Below are 14,464 nucleotides of genomic sequence, written 5' to 3'. Positions count from 1 at the left end.
CGGGCGCGGCACGGCATCAGGTCAGCTGTTGACCGTGATGTCCGTGTAGACGGGGTAGCTGAACGCGTTCTCGGTCACGTTGGACACGCGCTTGGACCAGCCCGCCTCGCCGTTCTGGTACCAGAGCGGGATCACCGGCATGTCCGTGAAGAGCAGCTTCTCGGCCTGCTGGTAGAGCTCGGTCGCCTTGGTGGTGTCCGGCTCGGCGTTCGCCTGCTTGATCAGCGCGTCGAACTTCGGGTTGCTGTAGTGCGAGTCGTTCGAGCTGCCACCGGTCGCGTACAGCGGCGTCAGGAAGTCGTCGATCAGCGGGTAGTCCATCTGCCAGCCCGACCGGAACGGGTTGGTCATCTGGCCCTTGGTGATCTGGTTCCGGAAGTCGGCGAAGGTGCCGGTGGGGGCACCCACGCACGCCTTGTTGTCGCCCAGCACGTTGTTGATGCTGTTGCAGACCGCGTCCACCCACTGCTTGTGGGAGCCGGAGTCGGCGTTGTAGCCGATCGTCATGTGGCCGCCGGGGATGCCGCCGCCCGCCTTGATCAGCTCGCGCGCCTTGGCCGGGTTGTACGTCACCGCGTCGCCCGCGATGGTGGCGCTGTAGCCGCCGGCCGCGCCCAGCACCGGCGAGGTGAGGTCGCCGGCCGGGGTGCGGGTGCCCTGGAAGATCTTCTGGGTGATGGTCTTGCGGTCGATCGCCATCGACAGGCCGAGCCGGACCTTGTCCATGCCGGGCGCGTTCCACGCCTTCTGGTTCAGCGGGAACGACACGGTCTGGATGATGCCGGCCGGCTGGTTGAGGTAGCGGCCGTCCAGGTCGGACTTGGCGTGCGTGAGCTGCTCGGCCGGGATGTCGTCCAGCACGTCCAGGTTGCCGGCCTGCAGGTCGGCGTAGGCGGTGTTGGAGTCGGTGTAGACCTTGAGCAGCACGCCCTTGTTCTTCGGCTTGCTCGGCCCGGTGTAGTACGGGTTCGGGACCAGCTTCATGCTGGAGCCCTTGGTGTAGGACACGACCTTGTACGGGCCGTCGCCGACCGGCTTGTTGAGGTAGCCGGCGTGGTCGGTGAAGAACGACTTCGGCAGCGGCGCGAACGCCTTGTAGCCGAGCCGGTCCGGCCAGGTGGAGAACTTCTGGGTGAGCTTGACGGTGAAGGTGCTGCTGTCCACGACCTTCAGGCCGGACATGGTCTTCGCCGTCGGCGCGCCGCTGTCCGGGTGCACCTTGTCGTAGCCCTCGATGTCCTCGAAGAAGTACGCGTTGAGCTGCTTGTTGGTGAGCAGCGCGCCGTAGTTCCACGCGTCCACGAAGGAGCTGGCGGTGACCGGGGTGCCGTCGGAGAACTTCAGACCCGGCTTGAGCTTGATGGTGAAGTTCTGCTGGTCGGTCGTGTCGATCGACTGGGCCGCCTCGAGGTTGGCCTTGCCGGTCTTCGGGTCGTACTCCTTGAGGTCCATGAAGATCATGTCCAGGACCTTGCCGCCCTGCACCTCGTTGGTGTTCGCGGGCTCGAGCGGGTTCTGGGGGTCACCCCACCAGGCCCTGACGATCCCGTCGTTCGAGCCGCCGGCCTTGTCCGAGCTTCCGGAACCGCAGGCGGTCGCGGCCAGCGCGACTACCGCCGCTCCTACGACCCACTTGGCGCTCTTGGCACCGCGCATGGGTATGCCTCCTCAGGAGTCACTGTCGATACATGTGTCGATGTGTGAGAAGGCCGAGCGCCCCCTGACACCCCTGACAGCGACTGCGACCTTCTGTGCTCGTGAGTCGGCGCGGCAGTGGCTGCGCGTGACCCATTGACCCGAGCTCAACCTGATCCACTATCCGCTACGGAAGAGGGCTGCCGTGCAGCCGTGATCACGCCCAGGTCACGAGGCCGCGCCTACACCGTCCTGAAATCCGGACAATCCGGAACGTATACAGACACGCACAAATCGGAAATGTGATCTAACTAACGACCACTTGTGTCCGATAAACGGACGGCGAACAAACGGCGCAGGTCATGCCGAAGGGGCGCTGGACGTGACTCCCAGCGCCCCTTCGGTGACAGATCTAGCGCTTGGCGCGAGCGGCCGCGCGGCCGCGCTCCTTCTGGTCGAGGACGACCTTGCGGATGCGGACCGTCTCCGGAGTGACCTCGATGCACTCGTCGTCGCGGCAGAACTCCAGCGACTGCTCCAGCGACAGCTTCCGCGGCGGCACGATCGACTCGGTGACGTCCGCGGTGGAAGACCGCATGTTGGTGAGCTTCTTCTCCTTGGTGATGTTCACGTCCATGTCGTCGGAGCGCGAGTTCTCACCGACGATCATGCCCTCGTAGACCTCCGTGGTCGGCTCGCAGAACAGCACGCCGCGCTCCTGGAGGTTGGTCATCGCGAACGGCGTCACGACGCCGGCCCGGTCCGCGACGAGCGAGCCGTTGTTGCGGGTGCGCAGCTCGCCGAACCACGGCTCGTGGCCCTCGAAGATGGAGTGCGCGATGCCCGTGCCGCGGGTCTGGGTGAGGAACTCTGTCCGGAATCCGATCAGGCCGCGGGACGGCACGATCCACTCCATCCGAATCCAGCCCGACCCGTGGTTGGTCATGGTCTCCATCCGGCCCTTGCGGGAGGCCATCAGCTGGGTGATCGCGCCCAGGTGCTCCTCCGGCGAGTCGATGGTCATCCGCTCGATCGGCTCGTGCACCTTGCCGTTGATCTCCCGGGTGACCACCTCGGGCTTGCCGACGGTCAGCTCGAAGCCCTCCCGGCGCATCGTCTCCACCAGGATCGCCAGCGCCAGCTCGCCGCGGCCCTGCACCTCCCAGGTGTCCGGGCGCTCGGTCGGCAGCACCCGCAGCGACACGTTGCCGACCAGCTCGCGCTCCAGCCGGTCCTTCACCAGGCGCGCGGTCACCTTGTGGCCCTTGCCGCCCTTGCCGACCAGCGGCGAGGTGTTGGTGCCGATCGTCATCGAGATGGCCGGCTCGTCCACCGTGATCAACGGCAGCGCGATCGGGTTCTCCGGGTCGGCCAGCGTCTCGCCGATCATGATGTCCGGGATGCCGGCCACCGCGCAGATGTCACCGGGACCGGCGGACTCCGCGGGCTTGCGGGTCAGCGCCTCGGTCATCATCAGCTCGGTGATGCGCACGTTGGAGATGGTGCCGTCGCGCTTGATCCACGCGACCGTCTGACCCTTCTTCAGGTGCCCCTCCTCGACCCGCAGCAGCGCGATACGGCCGAGGAAGTTGTCCGCGTCGAGGTTGGTGACGTGCGCCTGAAGCGGCGCCTGCTCGTCGTAGGTCGGCGCGGGGACGGTGGACAGGATGGTGGAGAAGAACGGCTCCAGGCTGTCGCTGTCGGCCGGCACCGTGCCGTTGTCCGGCTTGGTGAGCGAGGCGATGCCGTCCCGCGCGCAGGCGTAGACGATCGGGAACTCGATCTGGTCCTCGTCCGCGTCCAGGTCCAGGAACAGGTCGTACGTCTCGTTGACGACCTCGTCGATCCGGGAGTCGGGGCGGTCGGTCTTGTTGATGCACAGGATCACCGGCAGCCGGGCGGACAGCGCCTTGCGCAGCACGAAGCGGGTCTGCGGCAGCGGGCCCTCGGAGGCGTCCACCAGCAGCACCACCGCGTCCACCATGGACAGGCCGCGCTCGACCTCACCGCCGAAGTCGGCGTGGCCGGGGGTGTCGATGATGTTGATCGTGACCGGGTCGCCACCGTCCTTCGGGTGGTACCGGACAGCGGTGTTCTTCGCGAGAATGGTGATGCCCTTCTCGCGCTCCAGGTCGTTGGAGTCCATCATCCGGTCGTCCAGATGCTGGTGCGCGGCGAACGCCCCGGCCTGCTTCAGCATGGCGTCCACCAGGGTCGTCTTCCCGTGGTCGACGTGGGCGACGATGGCGACGTTACGGATGTCGTGGCGCGTGGACATGAATGCGGCGCTTCTCCCGGAATCGTGGATGGCGTCGCGCCTTCTCCTTCGACGCGAATCGCCCGCCGGGCAGGGTCACGCCACGGCCTCACCCCATGGTACGGGGAGCCACGCGGTGCGTTGACGACCGCGGCTCCCTCCGGGGCGGGATCGGAGGGAGCCGCGGTCGTCGAGGGGCACGGGGAACGGGACGGGCACCCCGGAGGGCCGGGGCGCCGTAGCCGCTACTTCCGGAACCCGATGTTCTGGTAGCTGGGGGTCTGGAACCCGAAGGCCCCGGCGTTCGCCACGTTCGTCCTGAGCGCGACCACCTCGGGGCGCTGGTAGAGCGGGATCGACGCGGCCGCCGCCCAGATCCGCTCGTCCGCCTGGTTCGTGAGGCTGCGGGCCTGCCCGGAGTCGAGCTCGGAGCCGGCCCGGGCCATGAGCTGGTCGATCTGGTCGGTGCCGACCCGCGTGTAGTTCTCGGCGACGGCGAGCGACCCGTCGGGCGCGGGCACCGGCTTGGCGAAGATCGGCGTGTCATCGGTGGCCGGGAAGGCGGTGCCGGGCCAGGAGTACAGCGCCAGGTCGAAGTCCCCGGACGCGATGTGGTCCTGGAAGAAGCTGTCGTCGTCCACCTTGCTGATCTCCGTGCGGATGCCGATCTGCGACAGCATCCGGGCGATCTGCCCGCCCACGTCGTCGAGCGTCGGCGAGTCGGCCGGCAGGACGAACCGCATGGTCAGCCCCTTGCCGTCCTTCGTCACCGCCCGCGCCGGCTCCACCACGGTCAGCGCCCCGGACGCGGAGGTACGGCCCGAGCCGGCGGCCGGCCCGGCGGCCTTGTCACCGGTCTTGCCGGCGGCCGGCCGCTGCCAGCCCGCGTCGGCCAGCAGCGCCGCGGCCTGCTGGGCGTCCGCGGTGCCCAGCGCCGAGCTGTGGTCGCTGTACCCGGCCTGCGAGGGCAGCACCAGGTGGTTGCCGAGCGGCTCCGCGGGCAGTCCGAGCGGCTTGAGCACGGTCGCGGCGATCTTCTTCCGGTCGATCGCGCGGGCCACCGCGTGCCGGACACGCTCGTCCGCGAGCGGACCGGAGCTGCCGTTGAGCGCGAGCTGCGCGTACGCGTCGTCCGGGGCGGTGCGCACCCCGACGCCCTTGGTGCCCTTGGCCGCCTTCAGCTCGCCCGGGTCGATCTCGGCCACGTCCAGCTTGCCCGCGGCCAGCTCCGCCGGGCGCTTGTCGCGCGGCGTCGCGGTCAGCACGATCTGGTCGAGCTTGGCCCGGCCACCCCACCAGCGGGTGTTGCGGGCGAGGGTGACGGTGCCGGCCTTGGCGTCCTCCGCTTTGACCGTGAACGGGCCGGCGGACACCGCCAGCGCGGTGCGCACCCCGTCGTTGAAGGAGTCCGCGCTGCCGGTCACCGTCTTCGGGTACAGCGGCGCGAAGAGCGAGCGCCAGTCCGCGTAGGGAGTGGCGAAGGTGACCTTGACCTGGTGGGCGCCGGCGCCGGGGGCGATCGCCGAGATCCGGTCGTAGCCGGCGTTGCGGGCGGTCCAGAACGAGGTGTTCTTGCCGCCGAGCGCCTTCCACTGCGAGGTGAAGTCGTCCGCGCCGATCGCCCGGCCGTCGCTCCACTTCGCCTTCGGGTTGAGGTCGTAGGTGACGACCTGGCGCGGGTCCTGGGCGGTGACCTTCGCCGCGGTCACGTAGTCCCGGTCGAGCCGGGGGGCGCCGTGGGCGTCCAGCCGGAACATCGCCGGCAGCGTCGCGCCGGTGACGGTGGCGGTGCCGGCGTCCGCGTCGGCCTGGAAGGCGTTGAGGGTCTTCGGCATCTCGTCGACGGCCCAGGTGAGGGAGCCGCCGTCGCGCACCCCGGCGCGGGAGACCGCGGCCACATCGGTGCCGGCGGTGCCGGCCGCCTTGGTCCCGGACGAGGAGCAGGCGGTCAGCGCGGTGGCGCCGACCGCCAGCGCCAGGGCGACACATGCCGTGGTCGACACGGCACGACGGCGCCGTTCCGGGGCGGCCGGCGGTACGGCGGTCGGTTTCGCGCTGCGGTTCATGGGCTCGGACACCTCCGCGACCCGGCCGGCGCCGCTCTGGGGCGCGCGACCGGGACGTCATCGATCGGCCTGAAGCACGGGGACGGGGAGAGTGAGGGCCCGGCCCTCACTGCAAGAAGACCTGTGCCCCTTTCGACCCGTGACACGACGCACCTGCGCCCGGGGTCCACCCGGACGGCTCAGAAACCGCCGCCGACCGCCGTACGCACCAGGTCGACCGCCGGTCGCGTCACCGTCGCACCACCTGTCACGTCACCTGTCACGCTGTCGGCCGCGCCACCGGCCGCCCGGCGGGCTCCCGCCCCGGGCCGCACACGGTCGGTGCAGCGGTCTTCACAAGAGCAGGTGTGACACGCGACACTCTCAAGCGCTGCTTCCCCACTTCGCACGGCGACAGATGGCGAGGGCGCTCCATGTCCCTGCACGACGACCTGACTTCGGTCCAGCGGCGGCTGGACGACCTGATGCGCTGCGTGGCGCGGCTGGACGAGCACGCCGGCGACACCCTGGACATGCGCCGGGTGCGTGCGACCGCGGACCATCTGCGGGACAGCCTGGCCCTGCTGACGGAGTCGGTGCCCGCCGCCGCGGACCGCCGCACCCTGGAGATCGTCTCGATCCCGGACGCGCCGTACGACCGCGGGCTGTGGGCGGACGCCGAGGACGAGGGGCTCGGCTCTCCCTACCGGCACGCGCCCTGACCCTGCCGCCGGCCGCGAGTCCGTACGGACGGCCGGCCGCGGCCGCTCCCCCGGGCCGCCGACGAATCCCCCTCTCCCCTCCCCGGCCGCCCCGGCGCGTGACGCCGGCGACCGCTCCCGCGGCCTTCCCCGGCCCCGGCCCGCCGCCTCGCGGCGGGTGCGTCCCTTGCCATCCCCCGCGGAGTCACCTTTGTCCACCGGAACCACCCCGAGCACCCCACCGAGCACCTCGCCGTCCCCGCCGCCGGCGGCCGCCCCCGCGCGGATCGCCCACGGCGTCGGCAGCCCCGGCCGCGCGGCGATATCCGCGCCGCACCTGAGAACGGACCGATGGTGGCTGCCGCCCCTGGTCAGCGCGCTCGGCCTGGCCGCGTTCATCGGCTACTCGACCTGGCGGGCGTTCGCGAACAGCCACTACTACGCCGCGCCGTACGTGTCGCCGTTCTACTCGCCGTGCCTCGCCTCGAACTGCACGGACATGAACGGCGGCGCCGACTGGCACCTGTTCGGGAACTGGTGGGGCCTGTCGCCCGCCCTGCTGGTGCTGATCTTCCCGCTGGGCTTCCGGCTGACCTGCTACTACTACCGCAAGACGTACTACCGGTCGTTCTGGCTGTCCCCGCCGGCCTGCGCGGTGGCCGAACCGCACGCGTCGTACAGCGGCGAGACCCGGCTGCCGCTGATCCTGCAGAACGTCCACCGCTACTTCTTCTACCTGGCCGTGGTGGTCGCGGGCATCCTCACCTACGACACGGTGCTCGCCTTCCGCGACCGGCACGGCAACTGGGGCCACGCCGGCCTCGGCACCCTCGTGCTGCTGGTGAACGTCGGCCTGATCTGGGCGTACACCCTCTCCTGCCACTCCTGCCGGCACATCATCGGCGGCAAGCTGCGGCACTTCTCCGCCCACCCGGTGCGCTACCGGCTGTGGGGATGGGTGGGAGTGCTCAACGGCCGCCACATGCTGCTCGCCTGGTCCTCGCTGATCAGCGTCGGTGTCGCGGACCTGTACGTGTACCTGGTGTCCAGCGGCGTATTCGACGATCCGAGGTTCTTCTGAGATGACGAATGTGGAACGGCACGCGTACGACGTGGTCGTGGTCGGCGCGGGCGGCGCGGGGCTGCGCGCCGCGATCGAGGCACGGGAGCAGGGACTGCGGACCGCGGTGATCTGCAAGTCCCTGTTCGGCAAGGCCCACACGGTGATGGCCGAGGGCGGCATCGCGGCGAGCATGGGCAACGTCAACTCCGGCGACAACTGGCAGGTGCACTTCCGCGACACCATGCGCGGCGGGAAGTTCCTCAACCACTGGCGGATGGCCGAGCTGCACGCCAAGGAGGCCCCGGACCGGGTGTGGGAACTGGAGACCTGGGGCGCGCTGTTCGACCGCACCGCGGACGGGAAGATCTCGCAGCGCAACTTCGGCGGCCACGAGTACCCGCGGCTGGCGCACGTCGGCGACCGTACCGGCCTGGAACTGATCCGCACCCTCCAGCAGAAGATCGTCTCGCTCCAGCAGGAGGACCACGCCGTCAGCGGCGACTACGAGTCCCGGCTGAAGGTCTTCCAGGAGTGCACGGTCACCCGCGTGCTGAAGGGCCCCGGCGGCGAGGTCGCCGGGGTCTTCGGGTACGTCCGCGAGTCGGGCCGGCTGTTCGTGATCGACGCGCCCGCGGTGGTGCTGGCCACCGGCGGCATCGGCAAGTCGTTCAAGGTCACCTCCAACTCCTGGGAGTACACCGGCGACGGGCACGCGCTGGCGCTGCTGGCCGGGGCGCCGCTGATCAACATGGAGTTCATCCAGTTCCACCCGACCGGGATGGTCTGGCCGCCGTCGGTGAAGGGCATCCTCGTCACCGAGTCGGTGCGCGGCGACGGCGGGGTGCTGCGCAACAGCGAGGGCAAGCGGTTCATGTTCGGCTACGTGCCGGACGTGTTCAAGGAGAAGTACGCGCAGAGCGAGGAGGAGGCCGACGGCTGGTACACCGACCCGGACCACCACCGCAGACCGCCGGAGCTGCTGCCGCGCGACGAGGTGGCCCGGGCGATCAACTCCGAGGTGAAGGCCGGCCGCGGCTCCCCGCACGGCGGGGTGTTCCTGGACGTGTCCACCCGGCTCAGCCCCGAGGAGATCACCCGCCGGCTGCCGTCGATGCACCACCAGTTCAAGGAGCTGGCCGACGTCGACATCACCGCGGAAGCGATGGAGGTCGGGCCGACCTGCCACTACATGATGGGCGGGGTCGACGTGGACCCGGACACCGCGGCCGCGGCCGGCGTGCCGGGACTGTTCGCGGCCGGCGAGGTGGCCGGCGGGATGCACGGCTCCAACCGGCTGGGCGGCAACTCCCTGTCCGACCTGCTGGTCTTCGGTCGCCGCGCCGGGCTGCACGCGGCGCGGTACGCGGCCGGCCTCGGCGACGGCCGGCCGGTCGCGGACGGCGCGCAGATCGACGAGGCCGCGGCGGAGGCGCTGCGGCCGTTCGACGCCGCGAGCGCGGCGGGGAGCGGGGCCGAAGCCGGTCCCGTGGAGAACCCGTACACCCTGCACCAGGAGTTGCAGCAGGTGATGAACGACCTGGTCGGGATCATCCGGCGGGCCCCGGAGATGGAGCAGGCGCTCTCCCGGCTGGCGGTGCTGCGCGAACGGGCGGCGCGGGCCGGGGTGGAGGGGCACCGGCAGTTCAACCCGGGCTGGCACCTGGCGATCGACCTGCGCAACATGCTGCTGGTCAGCGAGTGCGTGGCGCGGGCGGCTCTGGAGCGTACCGAGAGCCGCGGCGGCCACACCCGCGACGACCATCCGGAGATGGACCGCACCTGGCGCAAGGTCAACCTGGTGTGCGAGCTGTCGGACGCGGCCGGCGGCGCGGTGGACCTGCGCCGCCGCCCGACCAGCCCGATCCGGCCCGACCTGCTCGACCTGTTCGAACGGGACGAGCTGCTGAAGTACCTGACGGACGAGGAGTTGGACGCGTGAGCGCTTACACGGCCCGGTTCCGGGTGTGGCGGGGCGACGCCGAGGGCGGCGGGCTGCGGGACTACGACGTCGAGGTGAACGACGGCGAGGTGGTGCTCGACATCATCCACCGGCTCCAGGCCACCCAGGCGACCGACCTCGCGGTGCGCTGGAACTGCAAGGCGGGCAAGTGCGGTTCGTGCAGCGCGGAGGTCAACGGGCGGCCCCGGCTGATGTGCATGACCCGGATGTCGGTCTTCGCGCGGGACGAGACGGTGACGGTCACCCCGCTGCGGGCCTTCCCGGTCGTCCGCGACCTGGTCACCGACGTGTCCTTCAACTACGCCAAGGCTCGCGAGATACCCGCGTTCGTGCCGCCGAAGGGCGTGCCGGCCGGTGAGTACCGGATGGCGCAGGTCGACGTGGAGCGCTCGCAGGAGTTCCGCAAGTGCATCGAGTGCTTCCTGTGCCAGGACACCTGCCATGTGGTGCGCGACCACGAGGAGAACAAGAGCACGTTCGCCGGGCCGCGGTTCCTGATGCGGGTCGCCGAGCTGGACATGCACCCGCTGGACGCCGCCGCCGCGGACGGCGGCCCGACCCGGGCGGAGTCCGCGCAGGACGACCACGGCCTGGGCTACTGCAACATCACCAAGTGCTGCACGGAGGTCTGCCCCGAGCACATCCACATCACCGACAACGCGCTGATCCCGTTGAAGGAGCGCGCCGTCGACCGCAAGTACGACCCGCTGGTGTGGCTCGGCGCGAAGATCCGCCGGCGCGGCCAGTAAGCCGGACCTCGGCACGGCCGCGCCGCCCCGACGGTCGCTCCCGCTGAGGGAGTTCACCCGACGGGTGGCGCGGCCGCCGGCCACGCCACCTTCAGCACCTGCGGGTTGCCGTCCCGGCCCAGCCGCAGGATCGGGCTGGCCTTGCCGACCGGATTGCTGCCGGTGCGGCTGGTCTGGTAGTTCGCGGTGAACCGGATCGGGCCGCTCGAGCCGAGCACCTGGTGCGCGCCCTGGAGCGCGCCGAGTTCGCCCGCCACCGCGTCGGCGCGCGGTTGCCGCTGCTCGGTCAGCCGGACCGCGGACACCCCGGTCAGCATCGCGTCGTACGCCGTCATGGTGTTGCCGTCGGTCAACGTGCCGCCGGGGAAGAGCCGTTGGAAGGTCTGGTCGAAGGCGCGGAAGCCGCGGGCGCCGTCCTGCTCGTCCCGCGCCGCCGCGGGGTCGTGGGCCGCCGTCCACTCGTCGGGGTGCGCGACGCCCGCGTAGTCCACGGTGACATGGCCGTTCAGGTCGTGCCGGAACTGCGGGGTGATCGCCAGGTTCGACATGTCGTCGCCGCTGACGATCTCGATCGACTTGTCCAGGCAGGTGCTGGCGAAGGCGTGCACCAGCACCCCGACGTCCTGGCCGCGCCCGGCGAAGAGCACCACCGCGGGCTGCTGGGCGCAGATGTCCAGCGCCATCTGGCTGATCCGGGTGGCCACCTCCTGCTCGGCCTCGGCCTGTTCGGACTCCGACGTGGCCCGGTCCCGCTTGGTCGTGTCGAACGGCTCCACGTCCACGATCCGGTGGTGCGGTATCGCGGCGAACTTCCGGAATCCGCTGACCAGCGTGGCGTCGTAGCTGTCGCCAGCGTTGCCGTCCTCGACCAGCACCGCGCGGGTGGCCGCCTGCACGTACGACAGTGCGGCGGCCATGTTGTCCTCGTTGCTCGGGGCGACCCGGACGAAGTTCTTGATGTCGCTGAAGCTGTCTGCGGTGATGCTGGAGCCGACCACCGGGATGTTCCGGGCGGTCAGTTCGCGCACCGCGCTGCGGGTGCCGTCGAGGCTCAGGCCGAGCCCGGTCACCGCCGCCACGTGCTGGGCGGTGGCGTGCTCGATCGCGGAAGTGGCCGCCTTCCACTGGTTGGCCTGGTAGCCGTCGCTGGCGATCAGCAGCTGGATGTACGGCGCGACGCCCTCGACGTTCTGCCGGTTGGCGTAGTACTGCGCGGTGTAGGCGCCGCGCACCTGCTCGACGACGGCGGACATCGCCATGATGCTGCCGCTGTGCGCGGAGATCGGCAGCAGCACCACCACGCTGACGTAGTCCTTCGGGTGTTCGCGGGTGACGTCCCGGTTCTCCTTCCGGATCGCCTGCTCGACGCCTTTCAACCGCGTGTCGAACGGGTACGAGCCGTCGGTGATGCCGACGCACTCGCCGTTCGCGCCGTGCTGGGTGACGGCGGTCGCGCCGCCGCGCATACACGGCTGGTTCCGGAAGTGGTCGACGAGCGCGAACACGCCGAACGATCCCGCGACGAGACCCGTGACGACCGCCGCCACCACGCCGATCCGCATCGGGCGGGGCAGATTTCCGTACCACTGTTCGGGGACTCGGAGCATGCGCGGCACTCTCATCGATCCCACTCCTCCTCGATGAGGTGGTATTTCCCGGATTCCTGGAACAGCGCCTCGTTGCCGCCGCAGATCGCGGCGAGGTTCCCGTACTCGGCGGAGATCAGCCCGGCCAGGTGGTGGCGCGGGTCGAACGACCGGTCGCCGTGGAGCCATCGCGCGGTCACCAGGCGGCTGATGGTCCGGTTGCGGTCGCGCGGGTCGGGCCGCCCGGCGAGCGCGGTGACGTAGGTGCGCGGATCGCCGTCTGTACGCAGCCGGTTGGGGGCCGCGGTCACCTGGCGCAGGATCACCTGCCAGCTCTCGGGCGACGCGCAGCGGTCGTACTCCCGCTCCAGGTAACCGGCGACCGCGGTCAGCGGCTCCCGGCGGGACGGGGTGGCCTGCGCGAGCAGGTGGTGGTGGCGCAGCGGCGCGTCGTGGGCGCCGGAGTAGTGGGCGGCGTAGCCCTGGTGGGCGCCGTCCCACACCTCGGGGAGCGCGGCGAGCCGGCGGTGCAGCAGCAGGGCGGCCAGCGGGTGCAGCCGGGCGGCGGGGCCGACGGGCGCGTCCGGCGCGCCGTTCGGGTCCGGTTCGGCCGCGCCGTCGAGCGGGTCGGGCGCCTCCGCCAGCCACAGCGCCGCGCCGAGCCGGCGGCGGGCGGTGGCGGCGTCGAACCGGGTCCAGCCCAGGAAGTGCAGCGCCGCGGTGCCGGCGCCCAGCCGCAGACCGGGGGTGAGCGCGAGCACCGCCATGGTGTCCAGCAGCGAGCCGCCGTCGGGACCGATGCCGCCGTCCGGCCCGTCGACGTGGTCGTCGGCGAGGATGCGGCGCAGCAGGTAGGCGGCCACGGTCGGAGCTCCGGCGGGCCCGTCCTCCGCCCCCTCCGCCGACCCGGGCGGGGTGGGGCGGGCCGGCGCGCTCCAGTGGTCGGGCAGGTACTCGGCGGCGGGCAGCGGCCGGTCCAGCAGCCGGCGCGGGTCGTCCCCGGCCGCCTCGGGCCGGGCCAGCAGGTGGGCGAGCCGATCGACCGCCTCGGGGTGGCCGTCGGTCAGGTCGCTCAGGTGGCTCGCGTCGCGCTTCTGGCTGCCCAGCACGCTGCTGCCGCACATCACCACCACGTCCTCGCGGCCGAGGCCGGTGAGCCGGATCGGGTACCACCACACCGGGTGGTCCTCGCCCGCGGGCGCGGCGGGGTGCCGGACGGCGAAGCTCAGCCGGTCGTCGGTCGAGGCGAGCGGCGCCATCGCGGTGTGCGCCCGGCCCCGCCGGGCGGCCACCACCAGCGCGGGGTCGGGCCGCTCGCGGGCCCGGTGGCTCTCGCGGCGGCACTCGGCGAGCAGTTCCAGGAACAGCTCGCCGGCCCGGCTGCCGGCGTTGTCCAGCATCAGCAGGCAGTTGGCGGGCCGCTGGCCGCGCAGCGAGCGCCGGTTGAAGTCCGTGCGCAGGTCGGCCAGCAGGGCGGCGCACACCGTCTTCAGCGCGGTGCGGGCCGCGTCCGGCGCGTCGCTGCGCCCGTGGTGGCGGCGGTGGATCTCCCACAGCCGGTCCTCCGCGCTGCCGACGCCGGGGGCGTGGTCCTTCAGCCAGCTCCTGGCCTTGGCGTCGCCGCGCCGGCGCCGGCCGACCGCGGACAGCAGCAGGCCCAGCGCCCTGGCCGTGGCCGACAGCAGCACCTGCTGGTCGGCGGGGAGCAGCGGCGCGGCCCGGGCCGCGAGGCCGTCGAGCGCGGCGTGCGCGGCGGCGTCCTGCGGGCCGGCCCGCAGATACGCCTCGAACGCGGCCCGTCCGCCGCCGGCGTCCACGAAGCTCAGCGCCTTGAAGAGCATCCGGGTGCGGCAGAAGCGGATCGGGCGGATGCCCGGGACCCGGCGGCCCCAGCCCTGGATCGCGGCCAGCACGATGTCCTCGACCGCCTCGGCCCGGCCCAGGTCGAGCCGGACGCTCAGGCAGCGCCCGCTGAAGTCCGTCCACAGCCGGTCCAGCAGCACCGAGCCGCCGCTGCCGCGCGGGCCGACCAGCAGCACGATCGGCAGCGGCCGGGCGGGGACGCCCGAGCGTCTCAGCGCGTCCCCGGTGAACTCCACCACCCGCACGCGGCCGTACAGCCTGCCGTCCGTCATGTCCCATGTCTCCCGCCGTCAGGACCGGCACCGTGCCGGACCCGCCCCCATCGGATGCACCGGATGTTCCGGGTCGCCCTGGCCCACCGAGTCCGCGGTTCGCCCTGGCCGACCGGAATTCGGTGCCAATGGTGCTCCGGGCATCCGGTCCGCCGGAATATCCGCAGCCTTCCCGGGGCACCATTGGCACCGAATTCCGGAATGGCTCGGGATTCCCCGGGCGCTCCCGGCGAATCCCGCGGAATCCCGGGCACCCGTGCCCCGGCGAACCAGGGGGAGTCCCGGGTCGCCCGGTGCGGAATCCACGCGGGCGCGCGTTTCCGTCCCGGACGG

General features: G+C 71.5%; 9 protein-coding genes. 4 read left to right on the top strand and 5 right to left on the bottom strand.

The window, feature by feature from the left end; genetic code table 11:
* Positions 1–21: 21 nt before the first annotated feature.
* From ACIPAE_RS00120 to ACIPAE_RS00110, 3 genes are all read right to left on the bottom strand, one after another.
* Entirely contained in the window at positions 22–1,656 is a 1,635-nt protein-coding gene (locus ACIPAE_RS00120; RefSeq protein ID WP_402441904.1) for an ABC transporter substrate-binding protein, read from the bottom strand.
* A gap of 391 nt (positions 1,657–2,047) precedes the next feature.
* The gene (gene typA, locus ACIPAE_RS00115) at positions 2,048–3,913 is read right to left on the bottom strand and encodes a translational GTPase TypA (RefSeq protein WP_328468830.1); all 1,866 of its coding nucleotides are present in this window, start codon (positions 3,911–3,913) and stop codon (positions 2,048–2,050) included.
* A gap of 224 nt (positions 3,914–4,137) precedes the next feature.
* Positions 4,138–5,958, bottom strand: coding sequence for an ABC transporter family substrate-binding protein (locus ACIPAE_RS00110; RefSeq protein WP_329365167.1), 1,821 nt, complete (start codon positions 5,956–5,958; stop codon positions 4,138–4,140).
* A gap of 413 nt (positions 5,959–6,371) precedes the next feature.
* Here ACIPAE_RS00110 and ACIPAE_RS00105 point away from each other — a divergent pair, with 413 nt between their 5' ends.
* The 4 genes from ACIPAE_RS00105 (at position 6,372) to ACIPAE_RS00090 (ending at position 10,410) form a co-directional block, all read left to right on the top strand.
* Positions 6,372–6,659 (top strand): hypothetical protein, encoded by a 288-nt coding sequence (locus ACIPAE_RS00105; protein WP_329365169.1) that lies wholly within the window; start codon positions 6,372–6,374, stop codon positions 6,657–6,659.
* A 190-nt stretch (positions 6,660–6,849) separates the two neighbouring features.
* Positions 6,850–7,719 carry a hypothetical protein gene (locus ACIPAE_RS00100; RefSeq protein ID WP_402441901.1) on the top strand — a complete coding sequence of 290 codons (870 nt, stop codon included), beginning with the start codon at positions 6,850–6,852 and terminating at the stop codon, positions 7,717–7,719.
* Position 7,720: 1 nt separating this feature from the next.
* Entirely contained in the window at positions 7,721–9,640 is a 1,920-nt protein-coding gene (locus ACIPAE_RS00095) for a fumarate reductase/succinate dehydrogenase flavoprotein subunit (protein ID WP_402441899.1), read from the top strand.
* A complete protein-coding gene (locus tag ACIPAE_RS00090; RefSeq protein ID WP_402441897.1) occupies positions 9,637–10,410 on the top strand; it encodes a succinate dehydrogenase/fumarate reductase iron-sulfur subunit in 774 nt (257 codons plus the stop codon). Before ACIPAE_RS00095 ends, ACIPAE_RS00090 begins: the two co-directional genes overlap by 4 nt.
* Before the next feature lie 53 nt (positions 10,411–10,463).
* Here the strand turns inward: ACIPAE_RS00090 and ACIPAE_RS00085 are convergent, their stop codons facing one another.
* Complete coding sequence (locus ACIPAE_RS00085) at positions 10,464–12,032, bottom strand: ABC transporter substrate-binding protein (RefSeq protein WP_402441895.1); 1,569 nt, start codon at positions 12,030–12,032, stop codon at positions 10,464–10,466.
* A complete protein-coding gene (locus ACIPAE_RS00080) occupies positions 12,029–14,131 on the bottom strand; it encodes an ATP-binding protein (RefSeq protein ID WP_402441893.1) in 2,103 nt (700 codons plus the stop codon). The genes ACIPAE_RS00085 and ACIPAE_RS00080 overlap by 4 nt, the downstream gene beginning before the upstream one ends.
* Positions 14,132–14,464 lie beyond the last annotated feature (333 nt).

Source organism: Streptomyces sp. NPDC087270 (assembly GCF_044744625.1).
Taxonomy (GTDB): domain Bacteria; phylum Actinomycetota; class Actinomycetes; order Streptomycetales; family Streptomycetaceae; genus Actinacidiphila.
Note: the sequence above shows the minus strand (reverse complement) of the source record. Positions and strands in the feature narration are given on the sequence as shown.

Bases quoted from the DNA above. Each gene is read 5' to 3' on its own strand.
- ACIPAE_RS00120 (WP_402441904.1), bottom strand. From the start codon at position 1,656: ATGCGCGGTGCCAAGAGCGCCAAGTGGGTCGTAGGAGCGGCGGTAGTC.
- typA (WP_328468830.1), bottom strand. From the start codon at position 3,913: ATGTCCACGCGCCACGACATCCGTAACGTCGCCATCGTCGCCCACGTC.
- ACIPAE_RS00110 (WP_329365167.1), bottom strand. From the start codon at position 5,958: ATGAACCGCAGCGCGAAACCGACCGCCGTACCGCCGGCCGCCCCGGAA.
- ACIPAE_RS00105 (WP_329365169.1), top strand. From the start codon at position 6,372: ATGTCCCTGCACGACGACCTGACTTCGGTCCAGCGGCGGCTGGACGAC.
- ACIPAE_RS00095 (WP_402441899.1), top strand. From the start codon at position 7,721: ATGACGAATGTGGAACGGCACGCGTACGACGTGGTCGTGGTCGGCGCG.
- ACIPAE_RS00085 (WP_402441895.1), bottom strand. From the start codon at position 12,032: ATGAGAGTGCCGCGCATGCTCCGAGTCCCCGAACAGTGGTACGGAAAT.
- ACIPAE_RS00080 (WP_402441893.1), bottom strand. From the start codon at position 14,131: ATGACGGACGGCAGGCTGTACGGCCGCGTGCGGGTGGTGGAGTTCACC.